20 protein-coding genes and 1 other annotated feature are annotated in these 18,910 nt (G+C 50.3%); of the genes, 13 read left to right on the top strand and 7 right to left on the bottom strand.

What is annotated here, in order from left to right; all coding sequences use genetic code 11:
* Positions 1–67: 67 nt before the first annotated feature.
* Complete coding sequence (locus tag ACN0R1_RS12050; protein WP_417583157.1) at positions 68–1,696, top strand: NAD+ synthase; 1,629 nt, start codon at positions 68–70, stop codon at positions 1,694–1,696.
* Between the two features lie 22 nt (positions 1,697–1,718).
* On the opposite strand, the gene ACN0R1_RS12055 is transcribed toward ACN0R1_RS12050, so the two are convergent.
* The 5 genes from ACN0R1_RS12055 to ACN0R1_RS12075 all read right to left on the bottom strand — a co-directional run bounded on the left by ACN0R1_RS12055 (position 1,719) and on the right by ACN0R1_RS12075 (position 6,006).
* A complete protein-coding gene (locus ACN0R1_RS12055; RefSeq protein ID WP_417583159.1) occupies positions 1,719–2,288 on the bottom strand; it encodes a DUF3299 domain-containing protein in 570 nt (189 codons plus the stop codon).
* Positions 2,289–2,314: 26 nt separating this feature from the next.
* Positions 2,315–3,568: an ABC transporter permease gene (locus ACN0R1_RS12060; RefSeq protein ID WP_417583161.1), complete on the bottom strand. Its 1,254-nt coding sequence runs from the start codon at positions 3,566–3,568 to the stop codon at positions 2,315–2,317.
* The gene (locus tag ACN0R1_RS12065; RefSeq protein ID WP_417583163.1) at positions 3,568–4,263 is read right to left on the bottom strand and encodes an ABC transporter ATP-binding protein; all 696 of its coding nucleotides are present in this window, start codon (positions 4,261–4,263) and stop codon (positions 3,568–3,570) included. The genes ACN0R1_RS12060 and ACN0R1_RS12065 overlap by 1 nt, the downstream gene beginning before the upstream one ends.
* On the bottom strand, positions 4,260–4,874 hold the full coding sequence (locus tag ACN0R1_RS12070; RefSeq protein WP_417583165.1) for a DUF2796 domain-containing protein: 615 nt from the start codon (positions 4,872–4,874) through the stop codon (positions 4,260–4,262). The genes ACN0R1_RS12065 and ACN0R1_RS12070 overlap by 4 nt, the downstream gene beginning before the upstream one ends.
* A gap of 139 nt (positions 4,875–5,013) precedes the next feature.
* A complete protein-coding gene (locus ACN0R1_RS12075) occupies positions 5,014–6,006 on the bottom strand; it encodes an outer membrane protein assembly factor BamD (protein WP_417583167.1) in 993 nt (330 codons plus the stop codon).
* A gap of 137 nt (positions 6,007–6,143) precedes the next feature.
* On the opposite strand from ACN0R1_RS12075, the gene rluD reads away from it, so the two are divergent.
* The 7 genes from rluD to ACN0R1_RS12110 all read left to right on the top strand — a co-directional run bounded on the left by rluD (position 6,144) and on the right by ACN0R1_RS12110 (position 13,965).
* A complete protein-coding gene (gene rluD, locus ACN0R1_RS12080; protein WP_417583169.1) occupies positions 6,144–7,112 on the top strand; it encodes a 23S rRNA pseudouridine(1911/1915/1917) synthase RluD in 969 nt (322 codons plus the stop codon).
* 3 nt (positions 7,113–7,115) lie between these two features.
* Complete coding sequence (gene pgeF, locus ACN0R1_RS12085; protein WP_417583171.1) at positions 7,116–7,853, top strand: peptidoglycan editing factor PgeF; 738 nt, start codon at positions 7,116–7,118, stop codon at positions 7,851–7,853.
* A 125-nt stretch (positions 7,854–7,978) separates the two neighbouring features.
* Positions 7,979–10,555 carry an ATP-dependent chaperone ClpB gene (clpB, locus tag ACN0R1_RS12090; RefSeq protein ID WP_417583173.1) on the top strand — a complete coding sequence of 859 codons (2,577 nt, stop codon included), beginning with the start codon at positions 7,979–7,981 and terminating at the stop codon, positions 10,553–10,555.
* Between the two features lie 352 nt (positions 10,556–10,907).
* Positions 10,908–11,372 (top strand): hypothetical protein, encoded by a 465-nt coding sequence (locus tag ACN0R1_RS12095; RefSeq protein ID WP_417583175.1) that lies wholly within the window; start codon positions 10,908–10,910, stop codon positions 11,370–11,372.
* Between the two features lie 439 nt (positions 11,373–11,811).
* Positions 11,812–12,030, top strand: a complete 219-nt coding sequence (locus tag ACN0R1_RS12100) for a transposase (RefSeq protein WP_417583197.1) — start codon at positions 11,812–11,814, stop codon at positions 12,028–12,030.
* 181 nt (positions 12,031–12,211) lie between these two features.
* Positions 12,212–12,730 (top strand): DUF4062 domain-containing protein, encoded by a 519-nt coding sequence (locus ACN0R1_RS12105; RefSeq protein ID WP_417583177.1) that lies wholly within the window; start codon positions 12,212–12,214, stop codon positions 12,728–12,730.
* Positions 12,731–12,742: 12 nt separating this feature from the next.
* Positions 12,743–13,965, top strand: a protein-coding gene (locus tag ACN0R1_RS12110; protein WP_417579281.1) for an IS3 family transposase whose coding sequence is annotated in 2 segments (ribosomal slippage) — positions 12,743–13,031 and positions 13,031–13,965 — 1,224 coding nt in all. Because the reading frame shifts where the segments join, the coding sequence is not laid out codon by codon here.
* Positions 13,021–13,137: a sequence feature (AL1L pseudoknot), on the top strand. Its footprint overlaps the gene before it by 117 nt.
* Here the strand turns inward: ACN0R1_RS12110 and ACN0R1_RS12115 are convergent.
* The gene (locus ACN0R1_RS12115; protein WP_417583179.1) at positions 13,947–14,453 is read right to left on the bottom strand and encodes a hypothetical protein; all 507 of its coding nucleotides are present in this window, start codon (positions 14,451–14,453) and stop codon (positions 13,947–13,949) included. The two genes, ACN0R1_RS12110 and ACN0R1_RS12115, sit on opposite strands and share 19 nt — an antisense overlap.
* Complete coding sequence (locus ACN0R1_RS12120) at positions 14,453–14,656, bottom strand: DNA-binding protein (protein WP_417583181.1); 204 nt, start codon at positions 14,654–14,656, stop codon at positions 14,453–14,455. The genes ACN0R1_RS12115 and ACN0R1_RS12120 overlap by 1 nt, the downstream gene beginning before the upstream one ends.
* A gap of 136 nt (positions 14,657–14,792) precedes the next feature.
* Here ACN0R1_RS12120 and ACN0R1_RS12125 point away from each other — a divergent pair, with 136 nt between their 5' ends.
* From ACN0R1_RS12125 to ACN0R1_RS12145, 5 genes are all read left to right on the top strand, one after another.
* Positions 14,793–15,065: a hypothetical protein gene (locus tag ACN0R1_RS12125; protein ID WP_417583183.1), complete on the top strand. Its 273-nt coding sequence runs from the start codon at positions 14,793–14,795 to the stop codon at positions 15,063–15,065.
* A 25-nt stretch (positions 15,066–15,090) separates the two neighbouring features.
* Positions 15,091–15,516, top strand: a complete 426-nt coding sequence (locus ACN0R1_RS12130) for a hypothetical protein (RefSeq protein WP_417583185.1) — start codon at positions 15,091–15,093, stop codon at positions 15,514–15,516.
* 590 nt (positions 15,517–16,106) lie between these two features.
* Positions 16,107–16,817, top strand: coding sequence for a hypothetical protein (locus ACN0R1_RS12135; RefSeq protein ID WP_417583187.1), 711 nt, complete (start codon positions 16,107–16,109; stop codon positions 16,815–16,817).
* The gene (locus ACN0R1_RS12140) at positions 16,789–17,811 is read left to right on the top strand and encodes a serine hydrolase domain-containing protein (protein WP_417583189.1); all 1,023 of its coding nucleotides are present in this window, start codon (positions 16,789–16,791) and stop codon (positions 17,809–17,811) included. Before ACN0R1_RS12135 ends, ACN0R1_RS12140 begins: the two co-directional genes overlap by 29 nt.
* A gap of 242 nt (positions 17,812–18,053) precedes the next feature.
* A partial coding sequence (locus ACN0R1_RS12145; RefSeq protein ID WP_417583191.1) for a DUF2189 domain-containing protein occupies positions 18,054–18,910 on the top strand: 857 nt, incomplete at its 3' end.

The following is an 18,910-nucleotide window of genomic DNA, read 5'->3' on the forward strand; positions in this document are numbered from 1 at the left end:
GCTTCGGGGGTGCTGCTGTAACAGTTGGCCCTTTTCTTCAGACAGAGCAGACGAGTTTACTCACGCAATGACCGATACCTTACGGGTCGCTATGGCCCAGTTGAACTTCCTGGTGGGAGATATTCCCGGTAATACCGACAAGATACTGGCGGCGGCGGTGACGGCGCGTGATCAGCATCAGGCGGATGTGCTGCTGTGTTCTGAGTTGGCGATTACTGGCTATCCGCCGGAAGATCTGTTGCTGCGGCCGAGTCTGGAGCCGCGGATCGAGAAGGCGTTGCAGCGGCTATGTCAGGAGTTGCAGGGGATCACGCTGGTGGTGGGCTACCCGCGTTATAACGAGGGTCGGCTCTACAATATGGCGGGTGTGATTCACCAGGGTGAGTTGATCTTCGAATACGCCAAGCAGTGTCTACCTAATTTTCAGGTCTTTGATGAGCAGCGTTATTTTGTCGCGGGTCATCAGTCAGGTACCTTCAGCTTGAAGGGTTGTCGTATTGGTCTGACTATCTGTGAGGATATCTGGCACAGCGCGCCGGTTGAGCAGTTAAAAGCCCAGGGTGCTGAGCTGATTCTGAACCTGAATGCCTCGCCATTTCATGCCGGTAAAACTGGTTTGCGTTTGCAGGTGCTGGCGCAGCGTGCGCAGGAGTGCGGGGCGCCGATTATCTATGTGAATCAGTTTGGTGCTCAGGATGAGTTGGTGTTTGATGGCGGCTCGCTGGTGGTGAGTGCCGAGGGTGAGCTGGTGTTCAGTGCTGCGCACTTCAGTGAATCGCTGGACTGTGTCGACTATCAGGTTAGCACGGGCAAGATTAACCCGCTGCAACCCTCTCATCCGTTTCCGGATTATGAAGCGTCTGTGTATCAGGCGCTGGTCACGGGTGTGCGTGACTATGTTGAAAAAAACCACTTTCCCAAGGTAGTGCTGGGGTTGTCCGGTGGTATCGACTCGGCGGTCACCGCGGCTATAGCGGTAGATGCTCTGGGGCCGGAACGTGTGGAAGTGGTGATGATGCCGTTCCGTTATACCGCTTCCATGAGCGTAGAAGATGCCGAAGGGCAAGCCAAAATGCTGGGGATGCGATATAGCGCCATCTCCATTGAACCCCTGTATGACAGTTTTATGCAGCAACTGGCCCCCGCTTTTGCCGGACTGAAGCCAGATACCACGGAAGAGAACCTGCAAGCGCGTTGTCGAGGTGTGCTGCTGATGGCTATCTCGAATAAAACCGGTGCCTTGGTACTGACCACGGGCAACAAGAGTGAAGTGGCGGTGGGTTATTCGACCTTGTATGGCGATATGGCTGGCGGTTTCGATGTGTTGAAAGATGTACCGAAAACGCTGGTGTACCGTCTGGCGAATTATCGTAACAGCCTGTCACCAGCAATTCCGCAGCGGGTGATTGATAGACCGCCTTCGGCTGAATTGGCACCAGGGCAGCAGGATCAGGATTCGCTGCCGGACTATGACGATCTGGATCGGATACTGGAACTCTATGTTGAGTGTGATTTTAGTGCCCATGCCATTATTGCCGAAGGGTTTGATGAGGCGGTGGTGCAGCGGGTGATTCGACTGGTTGATGTGAACGAATACAAACGGCGCCAGGCACCGATAGGACCGCGTATCACTCAGCGTGGTTTTGGTCGTGACCGGCGTTATCCGATCACCTCTGGCTGGCGGGCAGGCGAGTAATCCTTTACTCTTTAAAACTGACTTACCACTCACCCTCTTCGGCTTCATCCCAGTCGTAGGGGGTGATCTGAAAGGCTTCCAGTCGATAACCGGCTGTACCCATATCGTGCCTGTAGGTCACCGTGGTTAGACGTCCGGTTATCCATACCGCATCCCAAAGGTTTTCCACTTCTGTGCCGGGCTCAAAATGCACATCGATAATCTGGTTTGATGGCGGTGGCGGTACATGGATACAGGCGCCAAAGTAAGGGACCAGGAAAAAGCGGAATACTTTGGTTTGTTCAGCTTCCAAGGGCACCACGAATCCGGGAATGCTGATCATCAAGCCATCCAGTTCGCCGCGAACCGGTGCTGAGGCCAATACCTGCAGCATGTTGTCCATCATCCGTTCCGCTTCCGGGCTGTAGTCATCAATCATGTCGAAGTTGTAGGGATCGAAATTCGAATCGCCGATCAGGTCACTGAGCGACAGGGTATAGTCTTCCGGCATCAGCTCATCCCAGGTAAATACCCTGGGCTCTTCAGTTTCTTCGGCCTGCAGCGGCAACGCTATCAATAGTGCCAGCAGCAAAGCAGTAATTAGTTTCAGCATAGGTATCCTGTATCTGTATCAGGGTTTCAGAGTCTTGGTGTCAGACCATCCGCCAAAGTATAGCGGTAGGCGCGCCAAGCGGGAATCAGACCGGTCAACAGTCCGGCCAGTTGTACGGCACCCAGGAATAACCACTGGCTCTTGTCCGGCCAGCCAGGGTTGAGAAAAATACCGTATTCCAGTGCCAGCCAATCCTGAATACCGAAGGTTAGCAAGGTCAGCAGCAACATTCCCAGCAGAATTCCCAGGAAGGTTAATAGCGTGGCCTCGAACAACAGCAGTGCGACAATACGCAGTGGGCCTGCTCCTACAGCACGTAGCACCGCCAGTTCACGCCGACGCTCGTTGAGGCTGGTTAACAGCATGCCTAGCATGCCAGTAAAGCCTGCAAACACCACAAAGCCGGAAATGACCAGCAGGGTGCGCTCGGCAACCGCCATCACCTGCCACAGCTCCTGTATGGCAACGCCTGGCAGGATAGCCTGCAGAGGTTCGGCACGAAAGGTATTGATTGAGCGCTGCAGATGAAAGGTGCTGATAGGGGATTCCAGACCCAACAGAAAGGCGGTGATCTGTTTCGGAGTCAGATCCATTTCACGGGCTTCATCCTGACTGGCACTCAGGCCTGGAATACGGGTGCCCGCCCGCCAGCCAAGGTGAATTGCCTCCCAAGCCTCAAGTTTGATCAGCACGTTACGGTCCACCGGTGTGCCGGTAGATTGGAGAATGCCGGATACAGTAAATGGCATATCGTCATGGTTGGCGAAGCTGCCTTGTCCCAGTCCATGTGCAATCACCAGCTTGTCACCCAGGCTGTAGTTCAGTGCACGTGCCACTTCGGCACCGATAACCACATCAAACAGGTCATCAAAGGCGTCACCTTGACTAAAACTCAAGGGCTGCTGTTTACCAAAGCGGTAATAGCGGAAGTAGTCCTCAGTGGTGCCCACTACCCGAAAGCCGCGGTGTGAGTCGCCCAGGGTGATGGGAATGCTCCAGGCCACCTGATCCTGCGCGGCTATCTGCTCGTAGCTGCTCCAGCGGATATTGTTGGTGGGCTGGCCGATATTGAATACAGAGTAGAGCAGCAGCGGCAGCGAACCGCTACGTGCGCCCACGATCAGGTCGGTGCCGGCGACGGTATTAAAAAATCCCTGGCGAGCATCCTGACGCAGTTTCTCTACCCCTGTGAGCAGCAGCACGCTGATCGCCAGGGTGAGTAGGGTCAGTGCCGCAGTGCCACGACGATTCCAAAGACTGCGCAGTGCCAGAGCCAGCATCAGTTAGTCCCTTTGCAGCGGTTGATATCGCCCAGATTAATGACCCGGTCAAAGTGTTGGCTGAGGCTAAGATCATGGCTGACAAACACCAGGGTGGTGTTATTCAGGCGACTTTGTGTTGAAAGCAGATCCAGAAACTGGTCACGGGTGTCGCTGTCGAGTGCTGAGGTGGGCTCATCGGCAAGCAACACCTCTGGTTGGCCGATCAGTGCCCTGGCGGCGGCAACACGCTGTTGCTGTCCTATAGACAGCTCAGCGGTCGGTACCGGGCGATCAATAAAGGCGCCAAGTCCCAGTGCTTCCAGTAACGTCCTTGCGGCGGTAACCGGATCACCGGCTTTGCGCTTGCGCTCGGCTGAAAAACGGCAGGGCAGCACGACATTATCGATCAGGCTGAGATAGGGCAGCAGGTTGAATTGCTGAAACAATACGCCGATATGATCAGCACGAAAGCGATCACGCTGGCGTTGTGACAGTGTATTGAGCGATTGATCCAGCAACTCGATTTCACCCTGCTGGGGTTTCATTAACCCCCCTAGCAGGTTCAGCAGGGTGCTTTTACCACTACCGGATGCGCCGCGCAGAAACACCTGCTCACCCCGGGGGATGGTTAAGGTGTCGATCTGCAAAACCGGCCGGTGTGGTTTCCAGCCGAAGCTCAGTTGGTTCAGTTTGATAGCGCTTGTTGGCGTCATTCTTTTAGTCTGAGAATATTTTGTCCTGCATTCAGGGTGAGGCCCTGTTGACCGTCTGGGGTGATCAACTGTACCTGTAGTTCCTGCAGAGATGGATAGGTATTGAACAGATTGACACGGATTTGTTCCAGTTGTTCCGGATGCTCGCAGCTATAGTAATAATCTACAATCACATCGCTGTGAGCCGCGTGGTGATCCTGCTCATCTTCATGGTCGTGGTCATGGTCGTGATCTTGTTCATCTTCATCTTCCAGCAGATGGTGCTCAACATGAATATCTTCAGCTTCACAGACTGCGGCTTCGGGCAAGCTCCAGAAGGTTTCAGGCAGATTCATGCGCCCGACCAGGTCGTACACCTGAATGATCTGGTCTTCATTCTCTGCGATATGCTCGAATCCTACCAGGTCGGCAGCGGGTGCTTTAAGGCTAGCCAGCAGCATAGCGCCCTCAAGCACGACATCCAGCTGTGCCATACCGTGTACATGGGAGTCAAGCTGGCTCTGGTCATGTTGATGATCGTCGTCGTGCTTATGATCATGGTCGTGGTCATGTGTGTCGGCAAAGCTGAGACTGCTGGCTACGAGTAACAGGGGAAGGGCGATCTTGCGCATGCTGTGCTCCTGATATGAACTGGTTGTTAATTTGTTATAACATAACAGATGCTGGGTTGATCAGAAAGTTCCCTGTAGGCCTTAACGCATTGAACCACCCGAAGGTGGTCCAAAAGACAAGCGACTTTCTGGTCGAGTATTATTGACGCTGCTCGATCAGTTCACCGCTTTCCTGTTCGTCGCTGCCATCACTGCCAAAGGTGCCGAAGGTGATGCGGTGCAGCAGTGAACGGTTGTCGCTGGAGCTGTCGGCACGTTGGCCTTGCTCTTCGGCTTCACGTATCCGATCGGGATTCACTGGCCGTGCCGGTGTGGCTGGCTCAATTTCACCCAGCAGACCAAAGCTGGCGGTGTAGAGCAGATCGAAGCGCTGTGGTGAGAAAGGACGAATCACGTAGTCTGGATAGTTCAGACGCAGGACTTCTAAGGCATTTTCAGCCAAATCATTCATGCCCATTTTGGTGTAAGACTCGGCCATGATCGCCAGGGCATCCGGCACGGCCGGGGTTTCCTGCAGATTCTCGACCACATAGCGACCACGGTTAGCCGCAGCCACCCAGGCTTCACGCTTCATGTAGTAGCTGGCCACATGAATTTCATAAGTTGCCAGGCGGTTTTTCAAATACTGCATACGACGCTGAGCATCCGGTGCAAACTCACTGTTGGGATAGCGGTTCAACAGAATGGAAAAACTCTCAAACGAGTCCATGGCTGCACCCGGATCACGCTGAGTTTCATCCAGCGGCAGGAAGCGCGCAAGAAAGTTGCGATCCTCTTCAAACGACGTCAGGCCTTTCAGATAGTAGGCATAATCAATATGGTCGTGATTGGGATGCAAACGAGCAAAGCGATCTGCGGCGGCACGGGCAGCGGCGGGCTCACTATTGCGATAGTAAGCATAGATCAGTTCCAGTTGCGACTGCTCAGAAAAGCGCCCAAACGGATAGCGCGCTTCAAGCAATTGCAGCTTCTCAATCGCCAGAGACCAGTTGCCAACATCCAGAGCGCTCATGGCCTCATCGTAGAGTACCTGCTCGGGAATATCGGGAATCGTTTTATCGCCACCAAACCACGAGCAGCCGGAAATCATGATCAAAAGGGTCAGAGCGCCAATCACTTTGACAAATTGCATATCGCTTTATCCTGAGATGTTGACCGAATCCGGCGTTTCAGATCGGTTTCGGTTATACTGGAAGTACGTTCATTCCGGCCTATTAAAACACAACCGGATGCCAAGCTAAAACATCCTAGAGTAAAGATTAGAATTCGATGTCAGAACAGGTTGATTTAAATGCCGACGTACCGGCCGAAATGTACGGTTTAAGGTTGGATCAGGCCGTGTCGCAGTTATTTCCTGAATACTCCCGCTCACGGCTGCAAAGCTGGATAAAAGAGGGAGCTCTTCAAGTCAATGGCGAAGCCCGCCGTCCTCGCGACAAACTTAATGGCGGTGAAAAAATTACCGTATCGGTCGAAATCGCTTCGATCGATCGCCATGCTGCTCAGGATATCCCCCTGGACATCGTCTATGAAGATGACGATATCCTGATTCTGAACAAACCCTCAGGCCTGGTAGTGCACCCGGCGGCTGGCCATGCCGATGGCACCTTGCTGAATGCGCTGCTGCATCATTGCCCCGCTATTGGGCATGTGCCGCGTGCCGGTATCGTGCACCGACTGGATCGGGATACAACCGGCCTGATGGTGGTAGCAAAAACCATCCAGGCGCAAACCGAGCTGGTGGCGCAGCTGCAAGATCGCAGCATGGGGCGTGAATACGAAGCCATCGTACATGGGGTGATGACCGGCGGTGGTTGCGTCGATGAGCCGATGGCGCGTCACTCTAAAAACCGCTTAAAGATGGCAGTAGTAGGGGTTGGCAAGGAAGCGATCACTCACTACCGTGTACTGGAGAAATTCCGTTCGCACACCCATATCCGTCTGAAACTGGAAACCGGTCGTACCCATCAGATCCGCGTGCACATGTCACATATCAACTACCCGCTGGTCGGCGATCCGCTTTACAGTGGCCGTGTCCGCTTGACCAAAGGCGCCAGTGAAGAGATGAGAGAGTTGCTGAAACACTTCCGTCGTCAGGCGCTGCATGCTAAAAAGCTGGAACTCTGGCATCCGCAAACCGGTCAACAGATGAGTTGGGAAATCGATCTGCCCGCTGATTTTGAAGCCCTGCGACGGGTGCTCAAAGAGGATGCCGATAACTGCGACTACGAGCTGTAAACTATGAAACTGATCAGGGCCAGCTGGCCGGTAAAACCAACTATTCATGCCCTGACCACCACCCGTATGGATGGTGTCAGTCAGCCGCCCTACGACGGGTTGAATTTTGCCTACCACGTGGGTGATGATCCGTTACTGGTTGAACAGAATCGTCAGATACTGCAACAGGCGATGGGCCTGAAAAAGCCGGTACAGTGGTTGGAACAGGTGCATGGCACGGCTGTGGTTAAAGCCAGTGATGATGACTGCCCTCTGGCCGCCGATGCCTGCTGGAGTGATGAACCCGGCATGGCCTGTGCGGTAATGACCGCTGACTGCCTGCCGGTGCTGTTTACTGACCGTGCCGGTACACGTGTAGCCGCCGCCCATGCCGGTTGGCGTGGACTGGCTAACGGCGTGTTGGAAAATACCCTGGCGGTGTTTGCCAACCCGGCCGATGTGATGGTCTGGCTGGGCCCTGCCATCGGTCCACTGGCCTTTGAAGTGGGTGATGATGTGTTTCTGGCCTTCTGTGAAGATAATCCGCTGGCCTCGGCCGCCTTTATCCAGGCACCGACTAATCCTGGCAAATGGCTGGCTGATATCTACCGGTTAGCACGTATTCGTCTGGCAGCGGCGGGTGTCACCGAAGTCTATGGCGGTGATTTCTGCACCTTCACCGATAGTGAGTACTTCTATTCCTACCGGCGCAACAACCAGACCGGCCGTATGGCCAGCCTGATCTGGATCGAAGGCGATTAAATAAGCTGATTAAAATTTAATCACTTGAATTGCTCAAAGCCCAGCCCCATTAATTCAGCAACAGTAACAGATACCGCCGTTGGCCTGATCAACCGCCGTATCTACGCAGAATTAAGGAGAAGGGCATGCGTCCTGATAAATTCACCTCGAAGTTGCAAGACGCCCTGACTGAAGCTCAGTCACTGGCGGTTGGCAAAGACCATAACTTTATCGAACCGATTCACCTGCTCGCCGCGTTCATCGAACAGCGCGATGGCTCTGTGCGCCCTTTGCTGGGCCAGGCTGGTGCACAAATGCCATTGCTGAGCCGCAAAGTCGGTGAAGCACTGGATCGTTTACCCCAGGTTAAAGACCCGGATGGTGAAATTCGTCTGTCGCAGAATATGGCACGGCTGTTTAATCTGACCGATAAACTGGCGCAGCAGCGCGGTGACCAGTATATCGCCAGCGAACTGATGCTGTTGTCGATGGTGGATGATAAAACCGATGCCGGACGGGTGCTCAAGGAAGTTGGCGTTACCCGTGAAAAACTGACCGAAGCGATCAACAATATGCGCGGCGGTGCCGCCGTGACTGATCCCAATGTCGAAGAGTCACGTCAGGCGCTGGATAAATACTGCGTAGACCTCACCGAACGTGCGGAAAACGGCAAGCTCGACCCGGTCATCGGCCGTGATGAAGAGATCCGCCGTACTATTCAGGTGCTACAGCGTCGCACCAAAAACAACCCGGTGCTGATCGGTGAACCCGGTGTAGGTAAAACTGCCATCGTCGAAGGGCTGGCGCAGCGTATTATCAACGGCGAAGTCCCTGAAGGGCTCAAACGCAAACGCGTGCTGTCGCTGGATATGGGCTCGCTGATTGCTGGTGCCAAATTCCGTGGCGAATTTGAAGAGCGCCTGAAAGCGGTATTGAACGAACTGTCGAAACAGGAAGGTCAGATCATTCTGTTTATCGACGAACTGCACACCATGGTCGGTGCCGGTAAAGGCGAAGGCGCCATGGATGCCGGTAATATGCTCAAACCCGCACTGGCCCGCGGCGAACTCCACTGTGTCGGTGCCACCACCCTGGATGAATACCGCCAGTATGTGGAAAAAGATGCCGCGCTGGAACGGCGTTTCCAGAAAGTCATCGTCGATGAGCCTACCGAAGAAGATACCATTGCCATCCTGCGTGGCCTAAAAGAGCGCTATGAGATTCACCACAGTGTCGATATCACCGACTCTGCCATCGTCGCTGCCGCCAAGCTGAGCCAGCGCTATATCACCGACCGTCAGCTACCGGACAAAGCCATCGACCTGATCGATGAAGCCGCGTCACGCATCCGTATGGAAATGGATTCCAAACCCGAATCCATGGACCGTCTGGAACGTCGCCTGATCCAGCTGAAAATGGAACGTGAAGCGCTGAAAAAAGAAACCGATGACGCTTCGCAGAAACGCTTAAACGAACTGCAGCAAACCATCAGCAAGCTGGAAAAAGAATACTCCGATCTGGATGAGATCTGGAAAGCGGAAAAAGCCAGCCTGCAGGGCTCACAGAACGTAAAAGAGAAACTCGACCAGGCCCGTGTGGAAATGGAGCAGGCTCGCCGTGCCGGTGATCTGACCAAAATGGCCGAGCTGCAGTATGGCCGTATCCCCGAGCTGGAAAAACAGCTGCAGGCTGCCGACTCCGCCGAACAGGGACCACAGGAAACCAAACTGCTGCGCAATAAAGTCACCGAAGAAGAGGTGGCCGAAGTCGTGTCGCGCTGGACCGGTATTCCGGTGACCAAAATGCTCGAAGGCGAGCGCGACAAACTGCTGCGCATGGAAGACGCCCTGCATCAGCGTGTGGTCGGACAGAGCGAAGCCGTTGTAGCAGTAGCCAACGCCGTGCGCCGCTCGCGTGCCGGTCTGGCTGACCCCGCCCGTCCCAGTGGCAGCTTCCTGTTCCTAGGCCCAACCGGTGTGGGTAAAACCGAACTCTGCAAAGCCCTGGCACACTTCCTGTTCGACACAGAAGAAGCCATGGTGCGCATAGATATGTCCGAGTTTATGGAGAAACACTCCGTCGCCCGACTGATCGGTGCCCCTCCGGGCTATGTCGGCTATGAAGAAGGCGGCTACCTCACCGAAGCCGTGCGGCGTAAACCCTACTCCGTACTGCTGTTGGACGAAGTGGAAAAAGCTCATCCAGACGTGTTCAACATCCTGTTGCAGGTACTGGAAGACGGCCGCCTGACCGATGGCCAGGGCCGCACCGTCGACTTCCGCAACACCATCATCGTCATGACCTCTAACCTGGGCTCCGACCTGATCCAGGGTTTCAGCGATGACGACGATTACGAGCTGATGAAAAAAGCCGTCATGGAAGTCGTCGGTATGCACTTCCGCCCCGAAGTGATCAACCGCATCGACGAAGTGGTGGTGTTCCACAGCCTGCGCAAAGACCAGGTCGCCGGTATCGCCAACATCCAGTTGGAACGCCTGCGCAAACGTCTGGCCGAATTCGACCTGCGCATGACCCTGACCCCCACCGCCCTGGAAAAACTGGTGGATGTCGGCTTCGAACCTATCTACGGCGCCCGCCCACTGAAACGCGCCATCCAACAGTGGATCGAAAACCCGCTGGCGCAAAAACTCCTCGCCGGCGACTACCCGCCGGGCAGTGAAATCGGCGTAGACGTCGAAGCCGGTGAATTCACCTTCCGCTAATCCGCGACTAAAGTCCCTCAATCAAAGGCTTGCTCATGCAAGTCTTTGTTGTTTTAATCAAATACCCACAATTTAAGTAGTCCCACACTGTGATAGTGCACGGTCTGGGCGGTAGCGTGCTTGAAGGGTAGGGTACAGAGTTGTTGTACCTTGTTCGCGCTGGATAAGTCGAGTCAAATGCCTTACTATTAAAGTGGTTTTTGGTTGGTATGATTAAGTATTTTAAAATCCAGTGGATATGTGTCAGCCTGGTTTTTGTTGTATGAATTTAAGGTATGCCTGCTAATAAATATTATTAGGTCGAAGACCTCAGTAACGGACTGTTAGGTTAGATTAATCAAGGAGATATGATATGAATCGGTGTTACAATTCAGGGGACTTTAAAAAATATTTTAATGAGAATATGCAAGCTCTGGGGCTTCCAGTGCCTTCGAACTTATTTGATAGTTACAATTCTGCCGTTGCTCATGCCGCGGTTATGGTGGAAGCCTTAAGAACCCTAGGAAAGGGGGCTACAATAGGTGAGCTCATTGGTGCAACTACGGGCCTTGAAAAATTGAAAGTTGCAGCTGCTTTTGGCGCATCAGCTTATATTGGAGCTGTGATTGGGAGTATTGCGGTCGCAAGTGGTCGCTCTTTGGGTTGTGGTTATAGAATATCTGACATGTTCGCATTTTTAGAACATAACAACCTGAAATTCGATAACTGGAATGCGTTTTATGTTCAAAATCCACAGGTGCTAGATAAACATCATAGTTTTAGAAATAGCTTCGGCCTTAGAGCGAAAACTTCATCTGTATCATCAGAATATGCGTGACTACTATGATTAAGAATCTGCTTATATTGGTTGGATGTATTTTTATTGCTGCATTGTCATGGGGTGGGTATTATATTTTTGGAAATTATATAATCTCCATTTTTCTGACAGTAGTCCTTGTTTTTGTTCTTGTAAGGCCTGTCAAGAGTAAGTTTTCGAGCAAATCTAAGCCAGGCAAATAGCTGTACTCGGACGCATACTGATATGATACAAGGCTACAATGGTGTCGCTGCTGTTGATAATAAACACCGATCATCGTCGATGCTCACCCCTATGGCGCTGGTCAAGAGCAGCACACCCCCCCTGGAACCCATCTAATGGGTATACAGCGCCAGTTCCGACAGATTCCTTTAAAGCATCAGTGCCTGCGCCGAGCCAATCAATAAAATGGACGGCAAGTTAGCTTAGCATTGGGTGAACGCAAACCCTGTCCAGCTTTATCGAGAAGATGAAGCAGAAGATCGATAGCCCGATGGGACGCCATATCTACAGCCAACGTTTGGGTACGGTAGAACCGGTGTTCGGCAACCTGGAAAGCAACAAAGGACTGAATCGGTTTACATTGAGGGGCAAGTCTAAGGTCAATGCCCAGTGGTCGATGCACTGCATGGTGCATAACCTTGAGAAGATTGCGACACAGGGACAACAAAGGCATTGAGCTAAATCATAATCCACTAAACGGTGGTTGTGATAGCCTGAACCAAAGAGTATTGGCTGTTTGAATGAGTGGCAAAGTTCACTGATTTGAGCAGGCCATAATTAACAGAATGATGAGGCGCTGTTGATGCTGGGGATTGTGATTTCAAAATGTCTAATCCGACAGGCTCGTTATATGACTCTTGAATTACGATATCACATCGGAGAGATGGAAAATAAACAATGGAAAAAAATACCAAGTTTTTATTAGCTCTACTTACGAAGATTTAAAGGAAGAGCGTGATCAGGCGATAAAAGCAGTTCTAGAAATGGGACATATCCCTGTTGGTATGGAAATGTTTAGCGCTGGAGACGAAGAACAATGGCAGCTAATCGCTAGGCAAATAGAATCCACAGATTACTACGTAATTATCGTAGGCCATCGTTATGGCTCTGAGACACCTGAAGGAATTAGCTACACAGAAAAGGAATATGACTATGCAAAGTCATTTGGTATTCCTACGTTAGGATTTATTATTGATGGCCAAGCATCTTGGCCAGCAGATAGAGTTGATAAGGATAGCAATAAGAAGAAAAAATTAGACAAGCTTAAAGGTAAGGTGAAGTCCAAGTTAGTTAATTTTTGGAGCAGTAAAGAAGATTTACACGGGAAAATATCCATATTGAATCACACCGGCTTTCGTGGAGGCCTATTTCTTTGAGAGAATAAGGCTATGAAAAACTCTAACAGATACTCCCCCGAAGTTCGTGAGCGTGCCGTGCGTATGGTTCAAGAACACCTGAATGATTATCCATCTGAGTGGGCCGCTATTGAGTCCATTGCACCTAAGATTGGCTGTGTACCTCAGACCCTCCACGGCTGGTTACGCCGCCATCAGACGGATACAGGTCAGCGCTCTGGTCAAACCACTGATGAGCGTGAACGCATGAAAGCGCTTGAGCGTGAGAATCGAGAGCTGCGCAAAGCCAATGAAATTCTTCGACTAGCTAGTGCTTATTTTGCCAAGGCGGAGCTCGACCGCCGTACCAAACATTGATTGCTTTTGTTGATGAGTATCGTGACCAATACGGAGTCGAGCCGATCTGTCGAATCCTGCAGATTGCTCCGTCGGGTTACTACAAGCAGGTCGCCAGAGCTCGTGATCCTGAGTTGCGCCCTGACCGCAGTAAACGGGATGACCAGCTCTGTGTTGAAATCCAGCGTGTCTGGGATGACAACATGCAATGTTACGGTGTAGTCAAGGTCTGGAAGCAGCTTCTACGGGAGCAGGTTGAGGTGGCTCGATGCACCGTGAGGCGCCTGATGCAGCGTCTTGGCTTACAGGGTGTGCGTCGAGGCCAAGCTGTCCGCACCACGGTACCGGATGATAAAGCCGCCTACCCACAAGACAGGGTTCAGCGCTATTTCCATGCTGATCAGCCCAACCAGTTGTGGGTATCGGACTTCACGTATGTCTCGACCTGGCAGGGTTGGCTCTATGTGGCTTTTGTGATCGATGTCTTTGCACGTCGCATTGTGGGCTGGCGGGTCAGCAACCGTATGCAGACTGATTTCGTTCTGGATGCACTGGAGCAGGCCTTGCATGAACGTCAACCACATCGGGCCGGAGGGCTGATCCATCACAGTGACCGAGGTAGCCAGTATGTTTCCATCCGATACACTGAGCGCCTAGCCGAGGCCAATATAGAGCCTTCTGTGGGCAGTAAAGGAGACAGCTACGACAATGCATTGGCTGAGACCCTCAATGGCTTGTACAAGGCTGAGGTGATCCACCGCCAATCATGGAAGAGCCGTGAAGCCGTTGAGATGGCCACTCTGAAATGGGTGCATTGGTATAACCATCAGCGGCTACTGGGTTCGATTGGGTATATACCTCCAGCGGAAGCTGAGGCAAACTACTATCAGCACCAAACTGGTCAGGCTATAGCGGCCTGACTTAAAGCAAACTGCCTCCACAAAACCCGGTACGATTCAACTTGATCCTTAATATCAACCGCAATTAAACGGGAAGTAATCAACTCATGTTGTTTAACTAAATACTGAAGGCGCTTTAATGAATTAACTTGATAGGTGGTTAAATGAACAGTGTTTGAATCATCAGATTTAGGTTTTTGCTGTTGACAAGAAATATAAAATTCAAAATTTCTAATGTGATGACGTATAAGCTCAAGGAGTTCAACACTATTTAAAGGATCACAAGCATGTTCATACATATCTAATTCATGAATTTTGTATGTTTCATTTAACTGATAGAACGGAAACTTACCACACATAGTGATCAACAAAGACAATTTTTCTTTTGGATCTAAAGAATTGGGCTCCAATTGAATCAATATTTTTTTATCTGGCATGTTAGAAGCTATTAAAAGCAGGTTTTCTGCAATATCCAGACATTTATTTTCTAATTCCTGCTGATAGTCCATCAGATTGACTCCTTTTCAGATAACTGCTTTGAAAGCAAAACCACATTCACAAGGCGGTGCTTACCGATTCGCTCAGTTGGCAAATAGCCGTTTTCAATCCAACCACGGACAATCGACTGATCCATGCGTATCCAGTCGGCAAATTCACGCCACTGCATAAGCGGAGGGATTGGAGTTGCGACCGGGATCAGTTGTTGTTCCATGGTTGTACCTCTATAATCGGTTGTTGTGTATTTGGTTATACAAAATACTTAGCTAGTACTATGTACCATTCATAGTACTAATATTATAGTATGCGATATTATTTGTATATAGTACTAGTGATTAAATGTGTAAATTATGAGCGATATAACTTATAGAGCTTTACTATTGATGGGAAAAGCCAGCCTAGACGAGCTAACCAGGGCTGGAGAAACCAATTACCCAAGATGGAGTAACATCAAAAGAGGTAAAGCACGTTGCGGAGCTGAAGAGATTGAAATACTTGGTCAGATGTTCCCTGAATACGCTCTATGGCTGATAAGCGGGAAAGTAGCGCCAGAAGCAGGACAGACAAGCCCTGAACTGGAAGAAGTTAGACACTCAGACTCAGGGAAACAGAGCGCGGGATAAGACTTGCGCAAGAGGTGCAAAAACGATGGATGAAAAGGGAAAGGGGAACGGTCTGAACCTGGATTTTAAAATAGATCCAGAAGACATTATCAACAGACCAGGTAGAAGAAGGGAATACGAAGTAGTCAATTCAGAAGTACCATTATGGGTACATATCATGTTAGGTATAGTGGCTGGTTCAATCTTAATAGCAGTCTTATGGACCGGTTACTGGAAATACCAGGCGTATCAACTACACCAACACATCAAGCGTGCAGATGAACGTCAACAAACTGAACTGATGATAATGCGAGAGCAAAGAAACCTTCGGCAGCAAGCAATCGTCCAGGAGCAACAAAGACAAGAAAGAACCAGGCAAATGGCAACCCCACAATGCCGGTTCTGGACAGACCACTACAGAAACAACCCTGATCAGAAATCATTAGAGAACATGAGGCGCTATTGCCCCTAATGTGTCGCAAAAGTGTCGAAAACAATGCGGAATATAGCGACTCAATGGGATTTTTGAAAACAGGGAATTCAATAAAATCAGTGTATTGTGTAACGTAGTGGTGTAACGAGAGGGTGAGGGCAAGGGTTCGATCCCCCTAGACTCCACCAATTCAATACACCTACCAAGTAAACGTCCACTGACCGGACAAAAAAAGGACAAAAATAAACGGACGAAACTCATCCGTTGAAATCGCCCCCGATTACTTCCTGTGTAAATTCAATCTCTACCGTTTCATACGGCAGTTCGTGTCTCTCCTGATAATGCTGCGTCATAGCCTCTGAGCTATGTGCCATGGCATGCTGTATTTTCTTAATGTCATACCCGGCATCGACATCCCTCATACCTGTCGCAAACTCACTGACACTGACTACGCCTGATTTACCTTACCACGTCGTTTTTACCCCGCTCATGACAGGCGTCTATTCTCAGTTAAGCCAGTTTCGTGTGTATTAATGCTATGCTCAAGAGACAAACTCAAGAAAGCTTGTTGCCTCTTTTTGGTTTGATATGCCTAAGGTTCACACAACTTAACTGAGTACAGGTGTCACATGAAGAAGAATTTTACAGCTCAAATTGTTGATTATAAATCGATCAATGAAATACCCGGTGCTTGGTCAACAGCTGATTATAAGGCACTGTTAGCTGAAATGGGCTTGGGTGAGGGCTTAGAGGATTTAAGCGAAAAAGACATAAAGGACATGTGTTATATGTCATTAAATGATCTTGAACATGCTGAGGCCGCGAATGTAGTGCTGAGTTTTCTATTCTCAGAGGAGAAACTCACTGAAGGAAAAATTGAGCAGTTGTCTCATGATTTAGCAGAGGAAAAAATGTGGGAGAGGTTTTCGGATGTACGTTTTCACCATCGTCTTTTTAATGCCTATGATTTATTACGATCAGCCTATAACGGCATTTTTCCGCAACCCACTGGCGTGCAACTCACACTCAAAGTTACTGCAAAAGAACGCGATGATTTAACCATCTTTGATGAGGCTCCAAAACCATCTATCGTCAGGTTATTAGCACAGGGTATGGACGAGAATGTCACGCTCAATCGACTCTATTCTGATCAGATTTGCGGTGCTGCATTCCCGGAAGCTGAAGGCATTATCTGGTTATTAGAAGCGTTATCGAAAACAGATGACTCCCGAACTTATCTGCTGACCAGTTCCAGCTTTTGGCTGGAAGACATAAAAGAGCTAGACCAATTTGAAGGAGAGGTTCACGTTGATGAGCAAGAGGGTGACGGGCAAGCTTAATCTACTGACAACCTTGGTTGGACTGGCATTAATACTGCCCGCTTATGCGACTGATTTTTCCGCCATGGATGAAACCGCGCAAAGCTTTAGTAATATAAAAACGGTGCAGATCGCCCACAAGGGCGAAGTTATTTGGGCAAAAGCTTACAACGGCGCTAATCTTGACTCGGAAACCAATATCAAATCGGCGTCAAAAACTCTCATGTCCACTATCGTCGGAATCGCTATTGAACGTGGCATTCTTGAAGGTGCGGACCAGCCCATTGCGCCATTATTATCTGATCAACTACCCGCCAACCCTGACCCGCGACTAAGCCAAATTACCATTGGTAACCTACTGTCAATGCAAGCCGGATTAGAGCGCACCTCTGGCCGTAACTATGGACGTTGGGTGATGAGCGATAACTGGGTAAAAACCGCATTGTCTTGGCCGTTTGACGAAGAGCCCGGCGGCAACATGCAATATTCAACCGGCAGTACACATATGCTTTCTGCCATCATTAAGCGAGAATCTGGCGAGCATACTTACCGGCTGGCAAACAGATGGTTAGCTGGCTCCGGCGTGCGAGTACTGAGCTGGGAAACCGATCCACAAGGCATTCCCATGGGTGGTAATCAGGTAGGCATGACGCCTGCTTCACTGCTAGCGCTGGGTGAATTATATCGTCGCGGCGGTGTTACCGAAGACGGCAAGCGCCTCATTAGTAAACGGTGGATTGATGAAAGCTGGACGCAGCGTACGCAATCGCGTTTCCATCGCGGCGGATATGGTTATGGCTGGTTTATTCAGACCTTTGCTGGCGTTGAGGGTTATTACGGCTGGGGTTATGGTGGGCAGATGATTTATGTATTGCCAGAACTAGAGCTAACTGTCGCCATTACCTCAGAAGAAAATTTACCATCTGGCCGAAGCGGCTATCGTGACCAGCTTCATCAGATGTTGAGTCGAGATATTATTCCAGCGATTCAATCAGATGTCTTTATACAAGGCTGAGGTGATCTGGCGTCAATCTCTGAAAGACCCTGAAGCCGTTGAAGTAGCAGCACTGAAATAGATACATGGGTAAAGCCATCAGCGGTTGCCGGGATCTATTGGGTTGAAAATCACCGTATACCTTCAGGGCCAGCTGAGGCACACTACAGGAGTAACAATCCGGTCAGGCCATAGCGGCCTTAAGTAAAGCGAACTGTCTCCACAAACCTGGTGTAAGTCAGTCTGTATAAGAGGGATTGAACGTGAATAACAATAAATATACAGATCCATCCGAACTGCCATTTGCTGCACCCTGCAGAAAACTCAGCGATGATGCTCCACTCCGTTGGCTTCAGAAAGGTGTTGATGATTTACGGGCAGCTCCTCGACAAAGTCTGGTGTATGGCGTTTTAACGGTTTTACTCAGTTGGGCAATGACTGTCGCTACTATGCAATTTGGTAATATTGGTCTTTATCTTGGGCTTGTGAGTGGCTTCGTTTTTGCTGGACCCTGGCTGGCTTTAACGCTTTACGCGATCAGCTTACGGTTGGAAAGAGGTGAGAAGGTATCCTTAAGGCTATCAATAAGAGATGCGGGGAGCGTAATAGGATCAGCTATGATCTTTGCAGTGGTATTAGTGATTGTATTACTGGTATGGGCGCGCGCGGCAAACACCATGTATATCTTTTTCCCGGAAGTTGCCAACCCAAGTTATAGTCAATTGGCCGTCTTTTTGATTGCAGGTATTTCAGTTGGCGCTCTTTTTTGTTTGGTCGTGTTCGCCGTCAGTGCCTTTTCATTGCCAATGTTGATTGACCGTAAGGCCGATGCGGTGACTGCCGTTGTCACGAGTGTGAATGCGGTCATGCGAAATAAATACCCACTTTTGCTTTGGGCTGTAATGATATCCTGCTTAATCATGATTGCTGCGCTAACAGCATGGGTTGCGCTTGTCGTGATTATGCCTGTTTTAGGCCATGCCTCATGGCATGCCTACAGAGAAACAATCGATGCAGAGCAGTGGCCGAGTAATGAATTAAAAAGTAAGCGCCAAAGAATCAGCACCTACAATTTAGAATGTAACCGCTTCAAACTAACTCCATCAAATTCAATGTATGG

The sequence above is a fragment of the Nitrincola sp. genome, assembly GCF_048264025.1.
Lineage (GTDB): Bacteria > Pseudomonadota > Gammaproteobacteria > Pseudomonadales > Balneatricaceae > Nitrincola.